This is a genomic window from Spongiibacter sp. (assembly GCF_984394615.1).
Map to the genome: position 1 here is coordinate 25674 of NZ_CFHTQA010000028.1, position 23833 is coordinate 49506.

The 23833-nt window shown below is 53.8% G+C and carries 21 protein-coding genes and 1 pseudogene; 19 read left to right on the forward strand and 3 right to left on the reverse strand.

The features are described 5' to 3' along the window. Positions 1-13 precede the first annotated feature (13 nt). Positions 14-1885, forward strand: coding sequence for a protein translocase subunit SecD (gene secD / locus AC5DB9_RS11375; protein ID WP_273009621.1), 1872 nt, complete (start codon positions 14-16; stop codon positions 1883-1885). A gap of 13 nt (positions 1886-1898) precedes the next feature. Further along, on the forward strand, positions 1899-2822 hold the full coding sequence (secF, locus tag AC5DB9_RS11380) for a protein translocase subunit SecF (protein WP_022957501.1): 924 nt from the start codon (positions 1899-1901) through the stop codon (positions 2820-2822). A gap of 76 nt (positions 2823-2898) precedes the next feature. Here the strand turns inward: secF and suhB are convergent, their stop codons facing one another. Beyond that, a complete protein-coding gene (suhB, locus tag AC5DB9_RS11385; RefSeq protein WP_022957500.1) occupies positions 2899-3702 on the reverse strand; it encodes an inositol-1-monophosphatase in 804 nt (267 codons plus the stop codon). Between the two features lie 187 nt (positions 3703-3889). Between suhB and pyrG the strand changes: the two genes are divergently transcribed. The 11 genes from pyrG to rpoS all read left to right on the forward strand — a co-directional run bounded on the left by pyrG (position 3890) and on the right by rpoS (position 13952). Further along, positions 3890-5515, forward strand: coding sequence for a CTP synthase (pyrG, locus tag AC5DB9_RS11390; protein WP_272993929.1), 1626 nt, complete (start codon positions 3890-3892; stop codon positions 5513-5515). Between the two features lie 63 nt (positions 5516-5578). Next, positions 5579-6430, forward strand: a complete 852-nt coding sequence (gene kdsA, locus AC5DB9_RS11395; protein ID WP_022957498.1) for a 3-deoxy-8-phosphooctulonate synthase — start codon at positions 5579-5581, stop codon at positions 6428-6430. Between the two features lie 64 nt (positions 6431-6494). Then, on the forward strand, positions 6495-7778 hold the full coding sequence (gene eno, locus AC5DB9_RS11400) for a phosphopyruvate hydratase (protein WP_022957497.1): 1284 nt from the start codon (positions 6495-6497) through the stop codon (positions 7776-7778). Between the two features lie 56 nt (positions 7779-7834). After that, on the forward strand, positions 7835-8113 hold the full coding sequence (gene ftsB / locus AC5DB9_RS11405; protein WP_272993930.1) for a cell division protein FtsB: 279 nt from the start codon (positions 7835-7837) through the stop codon (positions 8111-8113). 4 nt (positions 8114-8117) lie between these two features. Beyond that, entirely contained in the window at positions 8118-8840 is a 723-nt protein-coding gene (ispD, locus tag AC5DB9_RS11410; protein ID WP_272993933.1) for a 2-C-methyl-D-erythritol 4-phosphate cytidylyltransferase, read from the forward strand. A 5-nt stretch (positions 8841-8845) separates the two neighbouring features. Then, positions 8846-9331 carry a 2-C-methyl-D-erythritol 2,4-cyclodiphosphate synthase gene (ispF, locus tag AC5DB9_RS11415; protein ID WP_272993942.1) on the forward strand — a complete coding sequence of 162 codons (486 nt, stop codon included), beginning with the start codon at positions 8846-8848 and terminating at the stop codon, positions 9329-9331. Next, the gene (gene truD / locus AC5DB9_RS11420; RefSeq protein WP_273034181.1) at positions 9291-10343 is read left to right on the forward strand and encodes a tRNA pseudouridine(13) synthase TruD; all 1053 of its coding nucleotides are present in this window, start codon (positions 9291-9293) and stop codon (positions 10341-10343) included. The genes ispF and truD overlap by 41 nt, the downstream gene beginning before the upstream one ends. 56 nt (positions 10344-10399) lie before the next feature. Next, complete coding sequence (locus AC5DB9_RS11425) at positions 10400-11038, forward strand: protein-L-isoaspartate(D-aspartate) O-methyltransferase (RefSeq protein ID WP_414711329.1); 639 nt, start codon at positions 10400-10402, stop codon at positions 11036-11038. Further along, on the forward strand, positions 11031-11960 hold the full coding sequence (locus tag AC5DB9_RS11430; RefSeq protein ID WP_272993938.1) for a DUF368 domain-containing protein: 930 nt from the start codon (positions 11031-11033) through the stop codon (positions 11958-11960). The genes AC5DB9_RS11425 and AC5DB9_RS11430 overlap by 8 nt, the downstream gene beginning before the upstream one ends. Positions 11961-12128: 168 nt before the next feature. Next, positions 12129-12911, forward strand: a complete 783-nt coding sequence (locus AC5DB9_RS11435; RefSeq protein ID WP_272993940.1) for a peptidoglycan DD-metalloendopeptidase family protein — start codon at positions 12129-12131, stop codon at positions 12909-12911. A gap of 72 nt (positions 12912-12983) precedes the next feature. Beyond that, positions 12984-13952, forward strand: a complete 969-nt coding sequence (gene rpoS / locus AC5DB9_RS11440) for an RNA polymerase sigma factor RpoS (protein WP_022957489.1) — start codon at positions 12984-12986, stop codon at positions 13950-13952. A 91-nt stretch (positions 13953-14043) separates the two neighbouring features. On the opposite strand, the gene AC5DB9_RS11445 is transcribed toward rpoS, so the two are convergent. Continuing rightward, the gene (locus AC5DB9_RS11445; protein WP_272993941.1) at positions 14044-15024 is read right to left on the reverse strand and encodes a malate dehydrogenase; all 981 of its coding nucleotides are present in this window, start codon (positions 15022-15024) and stop codon (positions 14044-14046) included. A 315-nt stretch (positions 15025-15339) separates the two neighbouring features. Between AC5DB9_RS11445 and AC5DB9_RS11450 the strand changes: the two are divergent. The 6 genes and pseudogenes from AC5DB9_RS11450 to ttcA form a co-directional block, all read left to right on the forward strand. Further along, positions 15340-15462, forward strand: a pseudogene (locus tag AC5DB9_RS11450) (tRNA 2-thiocytidine(32) synthetase TtcA); the annotation flags it as partial. A gap of 227 nt (positions 15463-15689) precedes the next feature. Next, positions 15690-16949: a tyrosine-type recombinase/integrase gene (locus tag AC5DB9_RS11455; protein WP_036257005.1), complete on the forward strand. Its 1260-nt coding sequence runs from the start codon at positions 15690-15692 to the stop codon at positions 16947-16949. After that, complete coding sequence (locus AC5DB9_RS11460; protein ID WP_051171363.1) at positions 16946-18580, forward strand: hypothetical protein; 1635 nt, start codon at positions 16946-16948, stop codon at positions 18578-18580. Before AC5DB9_RS11455 ends, AC5DB9_RS11460 begins: the two co-directional genes overlap by 4 nt. Continuing rightward, positions 18567-20894 carry a hypothetical protein gene (locus AC5DB9_RS11465; RefSeq protein ID WP_036257006.1) on the forward strand — a complete coding sequence of 776 codons (2328 nt, stop codon included), beginning with the start codon at positions 18567-18569 and terminating at the stop codon, positions 20892-20894. Before AC5DB9_RS11460 ends, AC5DB9_RS11465 begins: the two co-directional genes overlap by 14 nt. After that, complete coding sequence (locus AC5DB9_RS11470) at positions 20895-21314, forward strand: hypothetical protein (protein WP_051171364.1); 420 nt, start codon at positions 20895-20897, stop codon at positions 21312-21314. Next, positions 21311-22153 carry a tRNA 2-thiocytidine(32) synthetase TtcA gene (gene ttcA, locus AC5DB9_RS11475; RefSeq protein WP_027875038.1) on the forward strand — a complete coding sequence of 281 codons (843 nt, stop codon included), beginning with the start codon at positions 21311-21313 and terminating at the stop codon, positions 22151-22153. The genes AC5DB9_RS11470 and ttcA overlap by 4 nt, the downstream gene beginning before the upstream one ends. 100 nt (positions 22154-22253) lie before the next feature. Here ttcA and AC5DB9_RS11480 read toward each other — a convergent pair whose 3' ends face one another. Next, positions 22254-23666 carry a TnsA endonuclease N-terminal domain-containing protein gene (locus AC5DB9_RS11480; protein WP_205618954.1) on the reverse strand — a complete coding sequence of 471 codons (1413 nt, stop codon included), beginning with the start codon at positions 23664-23666 and terminating at the stop codon, positions 22254-22256. Between the last annotated feature and the right edge of the window lie 167 nt (positions 23667-23833).

Below are 23833 nucleotides of genomic sequence, written 5' to 3' on the forward strand. Positions count from 1 at the left end.
TTGGTGGTTACTGATGCTCAACAAATACCCCCTATGGAAGAACCTGCTGATTCTGGCCGTACTGGGGATAGGCCTGCTGTATGCAGCGCCCAATCTGTATCGCCCTGATCCGGCTGTACAGATTTCCGGTGCCAGCAGCGGTACGGAAATCAGCAGTCGGCAAGTCGAGACGATTTCCGAGGCACTATCAGCGGCCAATATTGATTACTTCGGTGCCGAGGCCAGCAGTGATGGCAAGAACGGCCTCGTCCGGCTGGCTCACAGCGACGATCAGTTGCGCGCACAGAAAGTGATTCAGCGGGCGCTGGGCGATGGCTATGTCGTAGCCCTGAATATGGCCTCAAACACCCCCGACTGGCTCAGCTCGCTGGGTGCCGATGCGATGAAGCTCGGCCTTGACCTCAGTGGCGGCGTGCACTTCCTGCTGGAGGTGGATACCGATTCGGCGATCCAGACCCGTCTTGAGCACTACACGACCGGCATTAAAAAAGCGCTGCGGGAAGAGCGTATACGAGGCTTTGTCAATCTGAACAGTGACGGTGTGATCAGTGGCAAGTTCGGCAGTGAAGAGGCGCGCGATGAGGCGCTTTCGGTGATTCGCAGCAATTACACCGAGCTTACTGCTCAGCGCAGTGAGAGCAGCGACGATGAAACCTTTTATTTGCAGGCGATTCTGTCGGAAACCAAACGCAAGGAAATTGAAGACTATGCGGTAGGTCAGAACCTGACGACACTGCGCAACCGGGTCAACGAGCTGGGGGTTTCTGAGCCGCTGGTTCAGCGTCAGGGGCGCAACCGTATTGTGGTGGAATTGCCGGGTATTCAGGACACCGCAGAAGCCAAGCGGATTCTGGGTAAAACCGCTAACCTGGAATTTCGTCTTGAAGCCCGCTACGACGCTGATGCGGGAGATCGTGAACAGTTTTCCTTCCGTAACCCTCAGCGCGGTGAGCCCACGGCCTGGTTGGAGCGGGAAGTGGTGATTACCGGTGAGCGGGTTGCCAATGCCCAGGCCAGTTTTGACGAGAACGGTCGTCCGCAGGTGAATATCACCCTCGACAGCGAGGGCGGCACCATGATGCACCGGGTGACGCGTCACAATATCAATCGTCGTCTGGGTGTTTTGTTTATCGAGCGTAAGAGCCGCACTCGCTATGAAATGGACGAGAATGGCCAGGAGCAGGTGATTCGCGTTCCCTACGACGAGAAGAAGATTATCAGCCTGGCCACTATTCGTGACGCGCTGGGCGTGCAGTTCCGTATTACCGGGCTCGATGCGCCGGGCGAGTCCAACGAGCTGGCGCTGCTGCTGCGTGCCGGTGCTCTGGCAGCGCCCATCGACTTTGTCGAGGAGCGCACCGTCGGGCCTTCGTTGGGGGCGGAAAACATTGCCAAAGGCTTGCTCTCGGTGCAGATCGGTTTGGCGGCGGTGGCCTTGTTCATGCTCGTTTACTACCGCGTATTCGGTGTGATTGCGGTCATGGCGCTAGGCTTCAATATTGTCTTGCTGGTCGGCGCCATGTCGCTGTTGGGTGCCACGCTGACCTTGCCGGGTATCGCCGGTATCGTATTGACAGTGGGGATGGCGGTTGATGCCAATGTGCTGATTTTCTCGCGAATACGAGAGGAAATCGCCGAGGGGGCCTCGCCTCAGCACGCTATCAACTCCGGTTATGGCCGAGCCTTTGTCACGATCATGGATGCGAATATCACCACCTTGCTGGTGGCGGTGATTCTCTATGCAGTGGGCACCGGCCCGGTGCGCGGCTTCGCAGTTACCCTGTCGCTGGGGATTATCACCTCAATGTTCACGGCCATTATGGGCACGCGGGCATTGGTTAATCTGATTTACGGTCGCCGCCGTGTCAGCAAATTGTCGATATAAGGAGGGCGCGCCAATGTCAGAGGAAAAGAAATTTATTCGCTTTATGAGCGTGCGCAAGCTGGCGGCTGTTGTGTCAGCCCTTGCAGTGGTCGCATCCATTCTGATTCTGTCGGTCAAGGGGCTTAACTTCGGTCTGGATTTTACCGGTGGCACCCTGATTGAAGTGATTTACGAAGAGTCGCCGGTGCTTCAGGAGGTGCGCGATTCGCTGGCCGATGAAGGTTTCGAAAATGCCATTGTCGTTAACTTTGGTGCCGATACCGATGTGCTGGTCCGCCTGCCCCAAGGCCTGAGCCCGGAACTGGGTGACAAGGTGCTGTCGGTGCTGCGCGCGGGCAGTGCCGGTGATGTCGAATTGCGCCGCATTGAATTTGTGGGGCCGCAGGTCGGCGAAGAACTTCGCGAGCAGGGCGGTCTGGCTGTATTGATGGCGTTGGTGGTGGTGCTGATTTACGTCGCCATGCGCTTTCAGGTGAAGTTTGCGTTTGGGTCGGTTTTGGCGCTGGCCCACGATGTCATCATTACGCTCGGCGCGTTTGCCCTGGTGGGCTGGGATTTTGATCTGACGGTGCTGGCTGCCATTCTGGCGGTAATCGGTTACTCGTTGAACGACTCCATTGTGGTTGCAGACCGTATTCGTGAGAATCTGCGGGGAATGCGTGGTTACAGTCCTGAAGACATCATTAATATCTCGCTGACGGACACCTTGAGCCGAACCTTGATTACCTCAGGCACGACATTGATGGTGCTGGTGGCGCTGGCGCTGGTTGGCGGTGAGATGATCCACAGTTTTGCACTCGCGCTATTGGTCGGTATCGGTGTGGGCACCTACTCGTCCATCTTTGTGGTGGCAAGTCTGCTGGTTGCGATGAAGATTTCTGCGGAAGATTTGATTGTGCCAGAGAAAGAAGCGGCAGAAATGGACGATCTGCCCTGATTGTTTCTCTTTCTTCCCGGCATAAAAAAGGCGTCCGAACTGGACGCCTTTTTTTATTTCAGTTCGAGCGCCAATGTCAGCGGATATGATCCAGCTGAGGTTTTACGGCTTGCAGCAGGCTCTTCAGGCATTTGGGATTGGCCGCCACAATATTGCCGCTTTCAAGGTAGCTGCCGCCACCCTGGAAGTCGCTGATCAGGCCACCCGCTTCGCGAACCAGCAGCACGCCCGCCGCGATATCCCATTTGCTCAGACCGATTTCCCAGAAGCCGTCCAGGCGACCGGCGGCAACATAAGCCAGATCCAGCGCGGCAGAGCCCGCGCGACGAATCCCCGCGGTCTCGCGCGCAACGGCTTCAAGGCTCTTCATATAAGCGGAAATGTGCTGTTCGCTGCGGGATTTAAAGGGGATGCCCGTGCCAATTAGCGTGCCTTCTAGGCTGCTTGCCATGGTAACGCGTACCCGGCGGCCATTAAGTTGGGCACCCCGGCCGCGACTGGCGGTGAATTCTTCTCGACGGATAGGGTCCAGCACGACCGCATGCTCGATTTGGCCCTGGTGAAGGCAGGCGATGGAAATGCAGAAGTGAGGGATGCCGCGAACAAAGTTAGTGGTGCCGTCGATCGGGTCGATTACCCATTGGTATTCGCTGTCGGCATTGCCACTTTGGCCGGTTTCCTCGCCGAGAAAGCCGTGGTCAGGGTAGGCCTTTTGCAGGTGGTAGATGATTTCCTGCTCGGATTTGCGGTCGATTTCCGTGACGAAATCGTTTTCGCCCTTGGACTCGATTTTAACGCGATCCAGTTGCTCCGAGGCGCGGGCGACCAGATCACCGGCCTTGCGCGCGGCGCGCAGGGCGATATTCAGCATGGGTTGCATAGAACTAAGACCTTGAATGTGCAAGCAATTAGGCGCGCAGTATAACAGAGCTGCCGCGTGGCTCAGAGGGCTAATTTCATTGTCTCGCTCCGGTCATGCTGGTAAACTGAGCCCCCATCTTACAGGGGCCGTGAAACTCGACGTTTTGCCGCCCTGCACCCTCATCAGCTCGATATATAGGCATTACATGGCGCGTTTTATATTCGTCACTGGCGGCGTTGTTTCTTCTCTTGGCAAGGGCATCGCCTCGGCCTCCCTGGGGGCCATCCTCGAAGCGCGTGGCCTGAAGGTGACCCTGCTCAAGCTCGACCCCTATATCAACGTCGACCCAGGCACCATGAGCCCCTTCCAGCACGGTGAGGTGTTTGTGACCGAGGACGGCGCTGAGACAGACCTGGATCTGGGGCACTACGAGCGTTTTGTGCGTGCCAAAATGAATAAGCGCAACAACTTCACCACCGGTCGTGTATACGAGACTGTGCTGCGCAAGGAACGTCGCGGTGATTATCTGGGGGGCACCGTACAGGTTATTCCCCACGTTACTGATGAAATCAAGCGCCGGGTGATTGCTGGCGCGGGTGATGCCGATGTCGCGATTGTCGAAATTGGCGGTACTGTGGGCGACATCGAAGGGCTGCCGTTCTTCGAAGCCGCTCGCCAACTGAAGGTGGAGCTGGGTGCCAAGCGCGCCATGCTTATGCATCTGACCTTAGTGCCCTATATTGCCACCGCAGGCGAAACCAAAACCAAACCGACTCAGCACTCGGTAAAAGAGCTGCGCTCTATCGGCCTGCAACCCGATGTACTGTTGTGCCGCTCTGATCATGAAATTGATATGAGCAGCCGCCAGAAAATTGCGCTGTTCACCAATGTGGAATCCCGCGCAGTTATTCCCCTGCGCGATGTGGATTCCATCTATCGCATTCCTTCGCTGCTGGCGGGAGAGGGGCTGGACGAGTTGATTGTCGAGCGCTTTGGATTGGATTGTCCGCCCGCTGACCTGTCTGAGTGGGATCCGGTTATCGACGGCGATCTGAATCAGGATCGCGAGTTGACCATCGCCATGGTCGGCAAGTACATGGAGCTGCTGGACGCCTATAAGTCGCTGAATGAAGCGCTTAAACACGCGGGTATTCATACTCACACTAAAGTTCACGTGCGCTATATCGACTCGGAAACTATCGAGACTGATGGTGTTGGCGTTTTGGATGGTGTCGACGGCATTCTGGTGCCCGGTGGTTTTGGCAACCGCGGGGTGGAAGGCAAGATTCGGACGGTTCAACATGCCCGAGAAAATAACATTCCCTATTTGGGGATTTGCCTGGGGATGCAGGTAGCGGTTATCGAATTTGCCCGTAATGTATTGGGTCTCAGCGATGCCAACAGCAGCGAGTTCACCGAGAGTAGCGAGCACCCGGTGGTCGGCTTGATTACTGAATGGGTGACCGCTGAGGGAGCCACTGAGCAGCGTGATGCCGCATCAGATCTCGGCGGCACGATGCGTCTGGGTGCCCAGCTCTGTCATTTGAGTGAAGGCTCGCTGGCCCGTGATATTTATGGTGCTGACCAGATTACCGAGCGTCACCGTCACCGTTACGAGGTGAATAATCGCTACGTGGCCGAACTACAAGAGAAAGGCCTGCGCATTGGCGGCTGGTCGGCAGACAAGAGCCTGGTTGAGGTGGTTGAGGTGGAAAACCACCCCTGGTTTGTCGCCTGTCAGTTCCACCCGGAGTTCACGTCAACGCCGCGCGATGGCCACCCGCTGTTTACCGGATTCATTAAGGCCGCACTGCAACACCAGCAGGCCTGATCGTCTGGCAGCGCCGACACAATAACAATCAGGCGCTGCTGTGCAGTGTCTGTGGAGGAAAACATGCAGAATAAACATCTCGACGTGGCGGGCCTGAAAGTAGGCAACGATCTGCCCTTTGTCCTCTTTGGTGGCATGAATGTACTGGAATCGCGTGACCTGGCGATGCAGGTTGCGGAAAGCTATGTCGAGGTGTGTGCCGAGCTGGGTATTCCCTACGTGTTCAAGGCGTCTTTTGATAAGGCCAATCGTTCATCAATCCATTCTTACCGCGGCCCGGGCATGGAAGAAGGGCTGAAGATTTTTCAGGAAATCAAACAGACCTTTAATGTTCCGGTGATTACCGACGTTCACGAAGTTCACCAGGCAGGCCCCGTAGCGGAAGTTTGCGATGTGATCCAGCTTCCCGCCTTTCTGGCACGCCAGACTGACCTGGTGGCGGCGATGGCGGCCACCGGCGCTGTGATCAACGTCAAGAAACCCCAGTTTCTCAGTCCGGCGCAAATGAAAAATATTGTCGAGAAATTTGCTGAGTGCGGTAATGAGCAGGTGATGCTTTGCGAACGCGGCAGCAATTTCGGCTACGACAATCTGGTTGTCGATATGCTGGGCTTTCGCACCATGCGTGAAGTCAGCGGCGGGGCGCCTCTGATTTTCGACGTGACCCACGCCCTGCAATGCCGCGATCCCATGGGGGCGGCTTCAGGCGGCCGGCGTCATCAGGTTGCCGAGCTTGGTCGCGCGGGAATGACACAGGGATTGGCGGGCTTGTTCCTCGAGGCGCATCCCGATCCGGATAAAGCACTTTGCGACGGACCCAGCGCATTGCCGCTGTCAGCCTTGAAGCCGTTCCTCGCGCAGATGAAGGCCGTAGACGATCTGATTAAATCGCTGCCGCCCTTGGATATTCGTTAACACTATAAACAGACATGCCGCCCCGGCGCCGCAGGCTGCGGGGAACTGACTTAGGAGATGAGACATGGCAGAAATCGTCGATATTAAAGCCTTTGAGGTGCTGGATTCACGCGGCAACCCAACCGTAGAGGCCGATGTGGTACTGGCTTCCGGCGCTGTGGGCACCGCCTGTGCACCCTCGGGCGCATCGACAGGTTCACGCGAAGCACTGGAGCTGCGCGATGGCGATAAATCCCGCTACTTGGGCAAGGGCGTCACTCAGGCGGTTGCCAACGTCAACACATCTATCCGCGATCTGTTGATCGGCATGGATGCGGAAGACCAGCGTGCCCTCGATCAGGCCATGATCGACGCCGACGGCACTGAGAACAAGGCCAAGTTCGGCGCCAATGCCATTCTGGCGGTTTCTCTGGCAGCGGCGAAAGCTGTCGCCAATGAGAAGGGTATTCCCCTGTATCAGCGCATTGCACAAATCAACGGCACTGAAGGCCAGTACACCATGCCCGTGCCAATGATGAATATTCTCAACGGTGGTGAGCACGCCGACAATAACGTGGACATCCAAGAGTTCATGATTCAGCCGGTTGCTGCAGAAACCTTTGCAGAAGCGCTGCGAGTCGGTGCGGAGATTTTCCACTCGCTGAAAAAGGTTTTGGTAGGTCGCGGCCTGAACACGGCGGTCGGGGATGAGGGCGGTTTTGCGCCCAATCTGCCTTCCAATGAAGCGGCACTGGAAGTGATTGCTGAAGCGGTTGCCAATGCGGGTTACAAGCTGGGTGAAGACGTGACGCTGGCGCTGGACTGCGCGTCGTCAGAGTTTTACAAAGACGGCAAATACAAGCTCAGCGGTGAAGGCAAAGAATTTGATGCGGCGGGCTTTGCCGCCTATCTGGATGGCCTGGCTCAGCGCTACCCGATCATCTCGATTGAAGATGGTATGGACGAGAGCGACTGGGACGGCTGGGCGGCCCTGACCGAACTGGTTGGTGACCGTGTACAGTTGGTGGGCGACGACCTGTTCGTGACCAATACTGCAATCCTGAAGCGCGGTATCGACAACAATATCGCCAATTCGATTCTGATCAAGTTCAATCAGATCGGCTCGTTGAGCGAGACGCTGGACGCGATCAAAATGGCCAAAGATGCTGGCTACACGGCGGTGATTTCTCACCGTAGCGGTGAGACCGAAGACACCACCATCGCCGACCTGGCCGTGGCAACATCTGCCGGTCAGATTAAAACCGGTTCGCTGTGTCGTTCAGACCGCGTTGCCAAATACAACCGCCTGCTGCGTATTGAGGCCGAGCTGGGCGCCGCTTACCGCGGTCGCGACGAGTTCCGTGCCTGAACAGCAAGGTGATAAAGGGGCAGCATCGTCTGCCCCTTGTTAATTCAGGACGCACAATGACCCGTCGCCGCCTGTTGATTTTGCTCCTTGTCATGCTGGTTGCTCTGCAGTTCCGGCTGTGGGTGGGTAGTGGCAGTTGGGAACAGATCGTCAGTCTGCGCCGGGACATCGCGACACAGACTTCCCTCAACGCCGAGCTGCGCAATCGTAATGAGCGCTTGCTGGGAGAGGTCTACAGTTTGAAGCACGATCTCGACAGTATTGAGGAACGTGCGCGTAATGACATGGGCATGATCAAGGAAGGCGAAAGCTTCTACCTGATCATTGAAGAGTAAGGCCGTGAGCTGTTCTCCCGCCATCTGGGCCATTATCCCCGCCGCAGGCCTCGGCAGCCGGTTTGGCGCGTCGCGCCCCAAGCAATATCTCCCCCTCAATGATCGCACGGTGCTGGAGCACAGTATTGATCGTGTACTCAGCGACGACCGTGTTCGTCAGGTACTGGTTGCACTGCACCCAGAAGACAGTGAGTTTGCTGCGTTATCGTGCAGCAGGCTCCCCAGGGTGAGGACGGTTGAAGGTGGCAGCAGCCGTGCGGATTCCGTCGAACAGGCGCTGTTGGCATTAGCTGGTCAGGCGGGCGACGACGACTGGGTACTGGTACACGATGCGGCGCGCCCCTGCCTGAGTGAAGAGGATTTGCTGCGCCTGTTGGATGCCACCTTGAATACCGGGTGCGGCGGGCTGTTGGCGACGCCAGTGGTGGATACGCTAAAGCATCGAGCAGAAAACGCCATTACCACCGTAGATCGGCGAGACCTTTGGCGGGCTCTGACGCCCCAGATCTTTCGCTATCGGCAATTGCTTGATGCTTTGCAGCATTGCCGTCAACAGGGCTTGCTGGTCACGGACGAGGCGTCGGCCATCGAACACTGCGGTGGCGAAGTGTCGTTGGTGAATGGCAGTGCCCGCAATATCAAAATTACCTACCCGGAAGACCTGCCGCTGGCGGCGTTTTTTCTGCAGCAGCGCGACGGGGCATCGGACAATGAGGACAGGTCATGAGCAATATGCGTATCGGCCACGGCTATGATGTCCACCGTTTTGGTGAGGGCGACAGCATCGTGCTCTGTGGTGTCCGCATTCCCCATAGCCATGCGTTGCTGGCCCATTCTGATGGCGATGTGGCGATTCACGCCCTGTGTGACGCCCTGCTCGGTGCCTTGGCGCTGGGGGACATCGGCAAGCACTTTCCCGATACTGATTCGGCCTACAAAGGGGCAGATAGCGCAGTATTATTGGCGCGATGTTATGACTTGCTGCGCGAAGCGGGTTATCAGTTAGCGAATGCGGACCTCACCATCGCCGCGCAGGCGCCAAAACTCTCTCCCTATATTGTTGCGATGCGTGAACGGCTGGCGGGAATATTGCAGGTCGACCTGACACAGGTCAGCGTGAAGGCGACAACAACCGAAAAATTGGGTTTTGTCGGTCGCCAGGAAGGGATCGCCGTCGATGCCGTTGTTCTGCTGGAGCGTATCGACCATGCTGCCTGACTGGCCTCGCGCACTGGGTGGCGTTGACGCCGATGGCATACTGAAGCAGAGTCCCGAGGACTTCAGCGTTGAAGAGTGCTTTGAGGTCGACTTCAGTCACGATGGTGAGTTTGATTGGCTGTGGGTACAAAAGCGTGGTGACAGCACTGAATATGTAGCCAAACGCTTGGCGACCATCGCCGGCGTGCCAGCGAAAGCGGTCACCTATTCGGGTTTAAAGGACCGTCAGGCGGTAACGCAGCAGTGGTTCTGTATTCATTTGCCGGGCAAGCAGGGGCGCGATTGGTCGGGAGTGGCCGAACAGGGAGACGAAGGCGGCTGGCAGGTTTTGCGATTCGGACGGCATCGCCAGAAATTACGTATTGGCAGCCACCGGGCTAACCGCTTTGAATTACGTCTGCGGGATATTCGTGGTGATACGGCCGACATAGAAAAGCGTCTTGAACAGTTGCGCGGTGGCTTCCCTAATTACTTCGGTGAGCAGCGCTTTGGCCGAGCAGGTGACAACGTGGACGCCTGTCGCCGCTGGCTGGCAGGAGAGCTCAGGCCGGGCCGTTTTCAACGGGGTATTTATCTGTCGTCGGCGAGGGCCTATCTGTTCAATACGGTCCTGGCTCGGCGAATTGCGCAGGGGAATTGGCAGCAGCCATTGGATGGCGAACTGTTCAGCTTGCGTGACAGCGGCAGCGTTTTTGCCGCTGAAGTGGACGACGAGATTCGTCGGCGTATGCAGGCGGGGGATATTCATCCAAGCGGACCGTTGTACGGAAGCGAGGGGCGCCACCGGGTTGACGCTGACGTGGCTGAATTGGAATCACAGGTATTTGCGGCAGAGCCTGAACTTTGCGATGGCTTGCGCAGACACGGAATGAAAATGGAGCGCCGCAGTTTGCGAGTGGTGCCCGGCGACCTTATTTGGGAGTGGGAAGAGCCGCAGATGCTAAGGCTGTTATTCACACTTCCGAGGGGCTGTTTCGCCACGGCGCTTGTGCGAGAATTGATTAACGCCTGAAGGCCATAACGTAGAGAAGAGCATAGGTGAGTAGCATTAATCTTCAGGGCATTGGGATGACCTCCCAGCGCACCCGGGACCGCCTGATTGAGCGGCTGCGTTCGCAGGGTATTAGCGATAGCAAGGTGCTTGACATCATTCGCGCGACGCCCCGACATATCTTCCTCGACGAAGCTCTTTCTCACCGCGCCTACGAAGACAGCGCGCTGCCCATCGGCTTTCAGCAAACCCTCTCCCAACCTTATATTGTCGCTCGCATGACGGAGTTGTTGCTTGCGCTTGGGCCGCGTGAACGCGTGTTGGAGGTGGGCACTGGGTCGGGCTACCAAACGGCCATACTTGCGCAGCTGGTGGACCGGGTGTTCAGTGTTGAGCGTATCCGGCCACTTCAGGAGAAAGCCCGACAGCGTCTGCGTCATCTTAAATTGCACAATGTACATCTGCGTCACGCTGATGGCGGCATGGGCTGGCCTCAACGTGGACCGTTCGATGCGATCCTGTCAGCGGCGGCGCCGGAAGTGGTGCCTCAGGAGTTGCTGGACCAGTTGGCCGTGGGAGGCCGCCTGGTGATCCCCGTCGGCAAACAGGGACAGCAGCAGAGTCTGTATGTTTACGACCGGCACGAAGACGGTTTTGACGAACAGTGTATTGAGCCGGTTATGTTTGTGCCGATGGTAGGTGGTGTCGTTGCCTGATTCGCAGAACAAGAGTTCAGGTGGTTTGCGCGGCGGTATTTTCCTGCGGGGCGTGGCAATGGGGGCGGCAGATATTGTCCCCGGCGTGTCTGGCGGCACCATCGCATTCATCACCGGCATCTATGATCAGCTGATCGATAGCCTGAAGGCCTGCAACCTCGCAGCGCTGAAATTGCTGTTCAGCAACGGCCCAGCGGCCGCTTGGCAATACGTGAACGGTGGTTTCCTGCTCAGCCTCTTGTTGGGGATTGGTTTGAGCGTATTGTCTCTGGCGCGTGGGATTTCCTGGGCGCTGCACCACCATCCGCTGCTGATGGCATCCTTTTTCTTTGGTTTGATTCTGGCGTCGGCGCTGCTGGTTTACCGGCAGATTCCTCATGCGCGAGGGGCCTGGCTGTATTTGCTCGCAGGAGTGGGCTTTGCCTTGCTGATTTCCGTCGTCAGACCGGGTGAAATGCCCGTCAATGCGTTGACCGTTTTTGGCGCGGGTGCGCTGGCAATTTGCGCGATGATTTTACCGGGTATTTCAGGCAGTTTTATTCTGCTGCTGCTCGGCATGTACGAGCCGGTCATTCAGGCGATTAAATCACTGGATATGGGGATGATTGCGCTGTTCATGCTGGGTTGTGCGACAGGGCTGATGGCCTTTGTTCGGTTACTCAGCTACCTGATGCATCAACATCGCGGCCCCTTGTTGGCGGTGTTGACCGGGGTGCTGCTCGGGTCGTTGTCCATTATCTGGCCTTGGAAGCTGACCGGAAGCGGGCAGTTGCTCGGCGATGAGCACAGCCTTGATTGGCATAATGTACTGCCGGGAGACTACGCTGCTCAGGCTGACCCACAGTGGCTGTTTTGTCTGGGCTTGATGGTCGTTGGCTTTGTGCTGGTACTGTTCATTGAGACGGTAGCCCGTCGTGATTAGTCGATATTTGCTGATTTTTTAAGATTATTTTTATCTAAACGGTTAGTCTGTAAAGTACATAAAGTAATCAATAAGCGGTGACAGTTCGGCCTACGTCGTGATGCAAGGAGTCTCCGCGACGTCCATTCATCCAGAAAGGGAGTTTTAACGCGTGCAGGTGCGCACCACGTGAAGCCGTTCGGACACAGAGCCTGGCTCCTCGTGCTCCTGGCTGCCTTGGTTGGCTGTGCCGGGCCTCATCGTCCTGCGCCTGTCTATGACCGTTATAACCCTGCCGAGAAGGCGCCTCCATACTACGTTGTCAGCCGCGGCGATACGCTGTTTTCTATAGCTTGGCGCTACGGTTTCGACGTTAAGCGGTTAGCGAACGCTAACAATATCGCACCGCCCTATACCATTTTTCCGGGTCAGGTCATTGAGCTGAAAGAGAGCTCGGCATCGGTGGCTGCGAAGCCGAAACCGGCGTCGCTCGCAAAGGCTGTGACGACTCCGTCAGCAAAACCTTCTGCCAATGTTGCCAAGGCACCCGTTCCGACTGTGCCCAAACCCAAGCCTAAGCCGACCACTCCCGCCTTCAGTAGCGAATCCTGGCGCTGGCCAGTACACGGTCCGCTGGTTAGGCGTTTCGTTGCCTCTGGTCAGGCCCACAAGGGTATTGATATCAAAGGCAAAATGGGTGAGCCTGTAAAAGCATCGCGCAGTGGAGTGGTGGTGTATGCAGGCAGTGGGCTGGTGGGCTACGGCAATCTGCTGATACTGAAACACTCCGAGCGTTACTTGAGTGCCTACGGGCATAATCGACGTTTATTGGTCAAAGAGGGAGAGCAAGTCAAAGCGGGTCAGACGATCGCCGAATTGGGCGACAGCGGCACTGACTCGGCGAAATTACATTTTGAAGTTCGAGTAAACGGAAAACCGGTGGACCCGCTTAAATTATTGCCTCGGCGTTGATTGCCGGAGCGCAAGCAGGGCAGGCCCGCCAAAGTCGAAAAAAATAACAAACCTAGTGATAAGGATTCGACGATGCGGTTAGATCAATCGAACAAGCAGAAACAGCGTTCCGTAAAACCTCTCGCGGGCACAGATATCGACGCAAAGGAAGGCGTGGAACCCGGAATCAGTCGACTGAAGCGCAGTCGGCATCAAACCGAGCTGGATGTAACCCAGCTGTACCTAAACGAAATTGGCTACTCTCCGCTATTAACTGCTGAAGAAGAGGTCCACTTTGCTCGTCTGGCGCGCAAGGGTGACGAGGCGGGACGCAAGCGTATGATTGAGAGCAACTTGCGCTTGGTGGTGAAAATCGCCCGACGCTATCTCAATCGCGGGCTGACTCTGTTGGATCTGGTGGAAGAGGGGAACCTCGGCCTGATTCGAGCGGTTGAAAAATTTGATCCAGAGCGAGGCTTTCGTTTTTCTACCTATGCGACGTGGTGGATTCGCCAGACCATTGAGCGGGCAATTATGAATCAGACCCGCACCATTCGTTTGCCGATACATGTGGTCAAAGAGCTGAACAGTTATTTGCGCGCCGAGCGCGAGCTGAGTCAGAAACTCGACCACATGCCTTCTCCTGAGGAAATGGCTCGAGAGCTAGACCGGCCTGTAGCCGAGGCCAAGCGTCTGTGCAGCCTGAAAGAGCGGGTAGGGTCCGTCGATGTGCCCCTTGCTCAGGATTCTGATCAAGTTTTGCTTGATACCATTGCCGATAATCAGGCGCTGAATCCCAGCGAGATCCTTCAAAACGAAGATATCTCTGACTGTATTGACCATTGGCTGGATGAGCTGACAGAGAAGCAGTGCGAGGTGGTATTGCGGCGCTTTGGTCTGCGCGGGCACGAACCCTCGACGCTGGAAGAGGTCGGGCGCGAGATCGGGCTTACCCGTGAGCGCGTGAGGCAAATTCAGGTCGAGGCACTGAAAAGTCTGCGTGGTATGTTTGAAAGCAACGGCTTGAGTGCGCAGGCCTTGTTTGCAGAGGAAAACAACTGACGGTTTGCTGTCACGCGCAACAGACGGGCAATAAAAAAGGCGACCCTGAGGTCGCCTTTTTGCTATAGCAAGATAGTACGAAAAATAGTACTTACGGCAGCAGGTGCTTAACGCCGTCGCGCTCTTCCGCCAGTTCTTGCTCAGTGGCTTCCATTTTGGAGCGGCTGAAGTCGTTAACGTCAACGCCTTGCACAATTTCCCACTCGCCATCTTTGCAGCGGCAGGGGAAGGAGTAGATCAGGCCTTCCTGAATGCCGTAGCTGCCATCGCTGTATACGCCCATAGATACCCAGTCGTCGCCGTCAGTGCCCAGCGCCCAGCTGCGTACATGGTCGATCGCCGCGTTGGCTGCAGAGGCGGCAGAAGACGCGCCGCGGGCTTTAATGATGGCGGCGCCGCGCTGTTGCACGGTCGGGATAAAGTCATTTTCCAGCCAGTCCTGGTCAACCAGGTCTGACGCTGTTTTGCCGTCGACTTTGGCATTGAACAGGTCAGGGTACTGGGTCGCTGAGTGGTTACCCCAGATAGTCATGTTGGTCACGTCGTTAACCGTTTTGCCGGTCTTCTGCGCGATTTGTGTCATGGCACGGTTGTGGTCCAGACGAGTCATCGCAGTGAAGTTGCGGGGGCTGATTGACGGCGCGTTGCGCTGAGTGATCAGAGCGTTAGTGTTAGCGGGGTTGCCAACGACCAGGACTTTGATGTTTTTGCTGGCGTTCTCGTCAATGGCTTTACCTTGAACGGAGAAGATTGCCGCATTGGCTTCCAGCAAGTCTTTACGCTCCATGCCGGGACCACGGGGGCGCGCGCCAACCAGCAGGGCGTAATCGGCGTCTTTGAAGCCGACGTTCGGGTCGTCAGTGCATACCACGCCGCTCAGCAGTGGGAAGGCACAGTCTTCAAGTTCCATCTTGACGCCTTCAAGCGCGTCCAGAGCAGGAGTAATGTCCAGCAGTTGCAGAATGACGGGCTGGTCGTCGCCCAGCATGGCGCCTGAGGCGATGCGGAAAAGCAGTGCGTAGCCGATCTGGCCTGCTGCACCGGTAACGGTGACACGAACGGGTTGTTTCATGGAGCGTTCCCTTTCTGGTGATTGTTTGGTGTAAGCCTTTGTGAGCGGGTGCGACCGGATGTGGATTACACAATCCGGCATGCACCCGTGCCGGGGTCTGGCCGTGTAGATAACACCTCATGCCAGCAGATTTTGGCGCGCTAATGATAGACAGCTGGGCGCCGGATTACCAGTCAGGGCGTCGCTTTCAGCAGGATTTGCCGGATTTTTTACCGTCGCTGGCTGAGATTTGGTCAACTCTATATAATGCGGCGCTTCCGTAATCCCGACGATAGGCAGTTAGGCGATATGTTTCCCGCTTCCGACAATCAGGCAATGCCCAAGCTTGAATTCAACAAGCTGCAAAAGCGTCTGCGGCGTCATACCGGTCAGGCGATTGAAGACTATCGCATGATTGAAGACGGCGATCGCGTCATGGTCTGTCTGTCAGGTGGGAAATTATGTCCGGTAAATATCTTGTAAACATTGGCTGAGAGCTGCCAACTGTGCTGCTAGGGTTATTGCATCTGTCACGACATGCTAATCTTGTTGGTATTACCTAGTTTTTCTCTTTTCTCTTTTCTCCGTTTGTAGTTGACCCTCACTGTTGATTGATTATTTTTGACAAAATGTAAGCTTCAGCATACAGTCGTATAAAAATTATTGCCCGGTGCGATTTGTCAAGAATGCTTGATGCGACCTTGAAGCGTTACAAATGGAATAAGAAGACCTTCTTCGCCATCGTTAATGGACATTCATGCCCGTTCGAGCCGTACGTTTCGGCATATCTCAATACGCTCAGTTCATACGCAAATAGCACACAGCACCGTTACGGCAGAGATCTGCTATTCATCCTCAAGTACTTTGATCGAAAGGGCATTGATCTGACTGGCCGAATAGCCTCCGGCGACCTGATTAGCATGGCTGAGTATTCGGATTTTCATACGCAGTGTGCCTTGAGCTCTGATATCGACCTTGACTCAAAGGTGGTTCCGCTCTTGTCCCACGCTGAGAGCAAAACGTTCAGGAATATCATGGCGTCAAACAACTTTGTCGCCAGCAAGGTCTCCAGCGAGACTCAGCGTGGACGACTGAACCGGCTTCGAAGCTATATAACGTGGTTGTTTGAGCAATTCCATGATCCACTTTCCGTCGGTGAGAAGCTCGAACGCAATTTCGAGAAATTAACAATGAAGATGCTCCAAGATGAGCGTTCATTGAATGTCGTTGAGGCGCATGTGAATCGACACCCAACTAAAGATGCGATTCCGCCAGACGTCTTTTGCAAGTTAATTGAGATCATTCGACCATCGTCCCCTAACAACCCATTCACCCAACGTAACCGATTGCGGAACTACCTGGTCGTCACATTACTTCTCGACACGGGTATTCGGCGAGGCGCACTGGCAAAGTTAAAGATATCGGATCTACGCTCTGACAGCTCCGGTGCGGCGCTTTGGATTTATCCAGAGCGCGATGACGTATCGGACCCACGGTTGGAAAGACCGAACCAAAAAACCAAAGCTCACCTCGCGGCGCTGAACCCCACGGTCATGGATGCCCTTTTGTTCTACATAGAAAGTGACCGGAAACTGATATGCGGATCAGCCGAGAACGACTTTGTCTTTGTAAGTAACAGCAATGCGAAGGGCACAAAAGGACAGCCTCTTGCTGCGAAATCAATCAATGAAGTGTTCTTCACGCTTTCAAAGGTGCTTGGTTACCGCGTACACCCACATTTGATGCGGCACATGTGGAACGACCTTTTTGATGACAATAGCGATCATCAGAACTTCACATCACAACAGGTTGAAGATGCCAGAAAGTACGCAATGGGGTGGTCCGCTAACTCGGCAATGTCGGACATATACAACGATCGAAGAACCTATCAGAAAGTTCGGAAAATCATGCAGTCCCACCAAGATCGTGTGGATGGTGCGAAATGAATGCCCTGTTGCAACAGGCAATGCGGTCGCATGAGCCAAACACAATTACCGCTCAAAGCGGCCTTAAAGTTGACGTAACCGCCGATTCTTGGCAGCTGCTCGCGACGACCAGTAAAGGTTGGAAGTTTGATATGAGCTGGGTCTGGAATACGGCTATTTCGGATGAAGACAGAAGCGACATGCTAACGGTCTATTCGCACTACGCGACGTCGAAGGCTGCCGGTACGACCTCAACAATTGTATCTAATACCAAACTATACCTATCATCAGGAATCCCACCGTTGATTAAGTTGAGGTCGCTGTGGAGCGGCCTTCCGGTGTCTCATAAGAAGGGGCTTAACCAATTCTTTGGCACGCTTTGCAAACTTGGATACAAGCAATACAACGATTACCACGGATTCACGAAAGCCAACTTGGACAAGGAAAAAACACTCACATTTGATTCGAAAAGAGGTGCGCTAAGTCACCAAGAGTTTGATAGCTTTTGCGCCGCTTTGAACCTGCGCCTCCAGTCGATTGACTGGAATGCAGACCGCTCGCTCGAATTTTTCCAATCACAATCCTTCAGCCAAATTTGCCGTTCCATTAGTAATAAACTAGCGGCAATCACTGTTCGTCGCCCCATACAATTGTCGATGCTCAAATGGATAGATGTGATTCCAGTAGGCAGTGGGTTTGAAGACCAACGAATCGACCCATCCCAGGAAGTTGGAAATATTGGCATCGACCAACTCCAGATAAGGTTTTTTCATGCAAAGGCTAGCGGCAGATCGTGGAGGACGGCACCAGAGAGGTTCCCGGTTGCTCTCAACGCGCAAAGCTCAGAGCTAATCGCCAGTTACAAACGGCTCTATATGCATGGTGTCCAGCTCTGGCTGAAAAATAGCGGTTGTCCGGTCACCCATGAAGAGACGCGTGATTTTTTGCCTCATATGCCGATGTTCCCGTTAACTGGCTTGTTCAATGAAAATATTGGCTCGATTGAGAGCTTGAGGTCGCTGTTTACTCAAGAGTCTCGTGGATTTCATGTCAACGAATCTGCAATAGCGATGAGCATGAGATACGTTGCAGCTGAATCCAGCCGGACGAAGGATTGCACAGTGACGTCGAACAGAATTCGGCATACAGTGCTGACTCGGGGCGCACAGGCGGGCTACACCGCAGCGACGTTAGCAAAGATCACAGGAGTTACTGAGCCCGCGGCTCGGCATTACATTGACCTTGACTACCGATCGCGTCGGATGATCGACGAACTCTATGATGGATCGGAGTTTTTAGCTGCTGTATTCAGCGATCCACTGGAGAGAGTCTCAGGCAAAGATGCGGAGGTCCTCGATCATCAGTTCAACAGCGTCGGCGGCATAAGAGATAAGCAAAGTTGCAACTCTTGCTCGGCTGTTACCGGGCGACCGATTGGCTGCTACGGGTGCAACAACTTTCGACCAATTCTGGAAGCTGATCACGCCGGAGTGCTTGAGCTGGCTGAACAGAAGCTGGCAGCCAATAGCAAAAAGCTACTTTCGCCCGTCGAAAAGCTCAGTGTGGAGAAGCTTACAAAACAGGTCGCGTGGATCAAGCGAACGATAGACGTGTGTAATCAAGTGCTGGAGGTACGACGTGGCGTTGAATAAGTACCTTGTCCGTACTCATGCACTAATTCAAAAGTACAAGGATGAAGCGCCCTTCAAGCAGTTCCAAAACCTAGATGGCCAATTGGCAACTTTCGATAATCTTGTCTGGTTTTACATTGATCCAAACAATGGCAAGAGAACTCGGATTTTAACCGGAAGGCACGGCACAAGAGGATCTGGATCGGCAGGTTCAGCCCCTAAATACGCATTGCCAGAGCCATACGGAGACTTGTTGAAGGTTTTCGTGATTGAGGCGTTTAATGCCTCTGTTTTCGCCTCGGAGATACAGGCACGTATCGGAGCGGCGCGATACTTACTCACAAACATGCAGGGTAACCTCCATACACAAACAGGATCAACGATCATCGAATGTTTCGGGGAGACTAGGCTTGATCGGATGGTGGTATTCCTTGAGTTCTGTGAGCGACAAGGGCTGATGCCTCGTGCATCCGATCAGGTTCGTCGTAATATCAGGGATAAACGTGATCGGACGGGTCACAGTGTCGAAGCCACCCGCAGAGAGAAAATGGCCAATGAGGAGGTCATAAGAGCTGCTGGGAACATATATGCAAAAACAATCACCAGTCTCAAACAAGGAAATGCCGGACAAGGCTGTTTTCGAGATGCATTGACTACATTTATTGTTTTGCTTTGCTGCGCATCACCGAATCGAGCCGGGGCTGAAGTGCCACTTCTTGTCAATCAGAAGCTCCAAAGTTATTCAGAGGATGGTCGAGCAGATGTTTTTTATCTTGATTGGCCGGGTAGCAAAGGCTATCAAGACAATCGAACCCATATTCTTTCGGCACTTAGCGGTCATGTTGAGAAAGGGATAAACTACTTCTCAAAAGCCTGTCAGCCAGGTCGAATCGTAGCTTCCTATTACTCTCGGCCAGACCAAACACTTGGGCAGCTACTAAAAGGGTTTCCAATCGACCCGGAAAGAAAAGTGCGTATAGACCTGAATCGTAAACCTCATCTTTTCACTTTAGGTTACGCATTAGGTTTCTATGACGTTGATACAGAAGTTCATGTATTTATTCATGACGCTGAAGATCAGGGGGCACCGTACGAAAGAAGCAGACCGATAAAACTAGCCACACGCAAGAGCTGCTGGAAGTCCAAGTACATATTCGAACTGCAGATAGAGGATGAAATTTCATCAAACGCGATGAGATTGGCAAAACGACCCGGTATTGAGCGTTTGTTGGGAGTCAATTTTAGTTTTTCTCAGGCTCCGAGGTTTGACCCAAATCAGAATCGTTTAATTTCTATTGGACAGCTTGAGAAAGTAGTGCGTGATTTGCAGAGAGAGGCATTCCCCAGCTTCCCTGCAGGTTTTTCTACTGGTGATTTGAATAGCGTCAAAATGGACGTTGCACTCTTCTGTGTTTTAGGTCATCAGTTCTTTAAGAACGGCGCTAATAGAAAAAGGGGAGGCGTGCCAGGCCAGCAGGGATACTACCATATACTGACCCCGCGCTCTCTTTCAACGATGGCTAGTTGGGGGCTTGGTAAAAGTGGTGATATTTTCCTACGTCACGGTTTCAGTTCTAACTACTTTCTGAATCTACATCAACTCCGTCACTATACGAATACCATTGCCGACAAAAGCGGTATTCCCAACGAAGTCTTGACAGCTTGGTCGGGTCGCAAAAGTCGCGAGCAAACATACGAGTACATTCATACCAGCCATGCTGAGCGCAGTTCAAGAGTGGCGGGCGTTCAGAAAAAGGCGACCGAAACCACCCAACCGATTCGCTGGGTCTCAAGCAACGAAATTGCGCGGGAATTTAACTTGCCCGCAAGTGTTACTTCGACGGGTCTTTGCACTCAGAATCTGGTTGTGATTCCGTGCGAATACCTGAACGATTTTGTATCGAGTTGCTTCATGTGTCCGAATGCCTGCCATGTAGCTGGAGATGGTGACGCTATCGATACACTCGAAAAGGACTGTCAATTCCAGCACCGGCGCCTGGAGGCGGTTAAAAATGATAATCGCCTCGGTGCCTCACGTGCAATGCAGGAGTGGTTCGTTCTCCATAACTTTAATACACAAGTCCTAGCTCAGCTCGTCCAGCTAATGAAAGATATGCCAGTCGGCACTGTGATCTCTTTCAGTGAAAAAGCTCGACAGTTCAATCTCCTCGATGCTAAGTCCAAGAAACTTACACAAGTTTTGGCCAAGCTTACGGATTCCCATAAGGATTTGCAGAACGCTCTTGCAAGACAAGAAAAGGCTACAGACGAGCCTCGCTCCAATAGAGATTTGAAGGAATTAATGGCCAAATACAGCCTTGCGGAGACAGAGTAAATGGCGCTACCCAGCATCTCAGCGCAAGACCAGCGGCGTATCGAGCGACTGATTTCCAACTGGAAAGGCAAACTGACTTGGAAACTGCTTGCGAAGGCGATTGAGCTTGAACTGGAGATCAAAACAACACGCCAAACGCTTTGTACCTATAGAGGAATTTACACTGCTTATTCGAACCGAAAAAGCGACCTTCGCGGCGTTACTCCTGAGGTTGTGGCTAGCATCACTCGGTCAGATATTAATGCCCAGGAGCGCATAGCACGCCTCGAAAAGGAAGTTCGCGATTTGGAAGAAAAGAACGCCCAACAATTACGAATGATTGATCGTATTTTTGCCAACGCAACCGCTATTCCGAATCTTGACCTTCGAGATCTCGTAAAGGAAAGACCTGAAGAACTTAATGTGAGACCGAAAGTATGACAAACGCTGGAAAACGCCTTAAAAAGATATATCGTTTGGTAGGGAGAGCCGTTTCAGATTATCAAATGATAGAGGATGGCGATAAAATTATGGCGGCGATAAGTGGGGGGAAAGACTCATTTTTAATGCTAGATGCACTGCTGCACTTACAGCGAGTCGCAAAAGTAAAATTTGAGGTTGTTGCTGTAAATATGGATCAAAAACAACCAGGCTTCCCTGAGGATGTGCTTCCAAGATATTTGGAAGAAAACAATATCCCATACTTTATTCTGGAAAAAGATACCTATTCTATCGTCAAAGCGAAAGTTCCAGAGGGAAAGACAACTTGTGCGCTCTGTAGTCGCCTGAGAAGGGGCAGCCTTTACGGTTTTTCGGAAGAGATCGGGGCAACAAAAATTGCTCTGGGTCATCACATGGACGACATTGTTGAGACAATGTTTCTCAATATGTTTTTTCAGGCTAAATTATCAGCTATGCCGCCAAAATTGTTGAGCGACGACAAGCGGAATATCATTATCCGTCCTCTTGCATATTGTCGTGAAAAAGATATCGAAAAGGTTGCTAGGGATCGAGCCTATCCGATAATACCCTGCAATTTGTGTGGTTCCCAAGAAGGCTTAAAGCGCCAAGCAGCCAAAACAATGTTGGAAGAGTGGGACGCACAAGACCCGGATCGTGTGGTTAATATTTTCCGCAGTCTTCAGACGGTTAAGCCCTCTCAGCTTGCCGACACTAGTCTATTTGACTTTGCCTCGCTCCATATTGAGCGTCCTGCTCTGATACCCGTAACAAATCTTGCGGACGAGGTGAATACTGAAAGCCTCTTGAAGGAAGCCTAGAGGCGTAATGATAGTAACGTTTCGGGCAATTGCGTTGGCGGGGGAGCTATGAGGCTCCCCAGTCTAGGGAAAGGTTTACGCAAGTTCTGATATTCAATTTCTAGAGTAATACTCTAAATTGCCTCTTGTCGGCATCCGATGATTTCAGGATACGGTACTCCATCCCGCTTGCCACCGCGATTTGCTGGGCAAAGTCCTTCTTGGCCTGTACAACAGCGTCCTCGATCTGGTTGTCGGCCTTCACCTCGACGATAACGTACTTCAGGCTGCCATCTGCTTCTTCACGTTGAAAAATGAAGTCAGGGTAGTAGCTGCGCACAGTCCGTGAATCGGGGTCGATGTACTGTATGAAGAAATCGGACTGGCCGTGTGTCAGCATTCCGGTGAAGTAGAGCTTTTTGACACGCTTCTCGCGTAGCAGATCCCAGAATAGCCAGTTCTCCGAGCCGGAGTCGAAGCAGTAGGTGTCGAGGTGGAAGCTCTTGGCGCGCTCTTCATCGTTGATCTTCTCGTCGTGCATCCGAACGATCTTATCCTTCGCCGCCGACATCTCGTAGTAGCCGTTCGGGGGCAGCTTAATCAGATCGACCTCGTGCTCCTCGGTTTGCTGCGATTCGTCCAAGTCGTAGAGCTGGCGGAACAGGCGCGGTATGATTTCGTCGTAGAGAAGCTCGTTGAACTCATTGGTGATGGCCACCAGCTCGTCGGAACCCTCTTTCGTCTTGGCTAGCAGTTCCTCGATCTCCAGCGGACACCGGTTCAGATAGCGGGATACCTCGGCCACAAGCGATAGTTGTGAGAAGGTTCGCTTCTTCCGGCGCGATGTGAGATCAAAGGTGCGGCTGCCGGAAGCGAGTGCCGCGTCGACGGCGGTCAAACCATCCTGCTGAGTTTCGATCAGACGGTATTTCTCGACCAGTTCGCCCCACTTCTGCGCATCCGCTCGCTCGGGCATCAACGCTTGCCCCGTCAACAACTGCTTTTCGCGTATCTCGTATTGCTTTCGCACACGCACTAGCTTGATCTTGACCGGCGGCTCAACCACGCGCACCTCCACGCGCTCCTTGTCCTTGCCGGTTTTCTGCAGCTCGTCCGCGCTGATGCGGAAGTTCTGCTGCAGCTCGTCGTTCAGGGTGTTGAGGTTGTCCTCGGAGAGGAAGACATTACCAGTGTGCTGAGCCTGCCCGATAGCCCTTAGACAGCGCATGGTGGCTTGAAGTACGAATACCTTCGATTTAGGCGAACGAAATAGTCCAACGCCAAACAGCGAGCGGCAGTTCCAGCCTTCCCGGCCCTTGTTGACCAGCAGGATGAACTGCTTTTCCGATCCTTCGGTGTCGAGCCGGTTAAATTCGCGGATGTCATCGTTAGTGGTAATCTTGCTGTCACCCACGTTGATCAGAATACGCGAGGTCGGGATGCCGTGTTTGAGAAGCGCTCGCTCCACAGCAGGTTTCAGCTCTTCGGTCAGCTCTTCAACTGTTGCGGCGAAGAACGCCAGTTTGGGCAGCAAGCCTTCCGGGCGCAGTTCGCCAGACTCTTTCAGGAAGTTCTCGATGGCGATGTCGACAAACTCGTCAGTGCGGGTGTTGGCGTAGCCGTGGAGCGTAACCTTCTTGAGGAAGTGTAGTGGTCAAGTAAAACTGGCCACGGGTTTATAAGTTTTCCAGTACATACTTT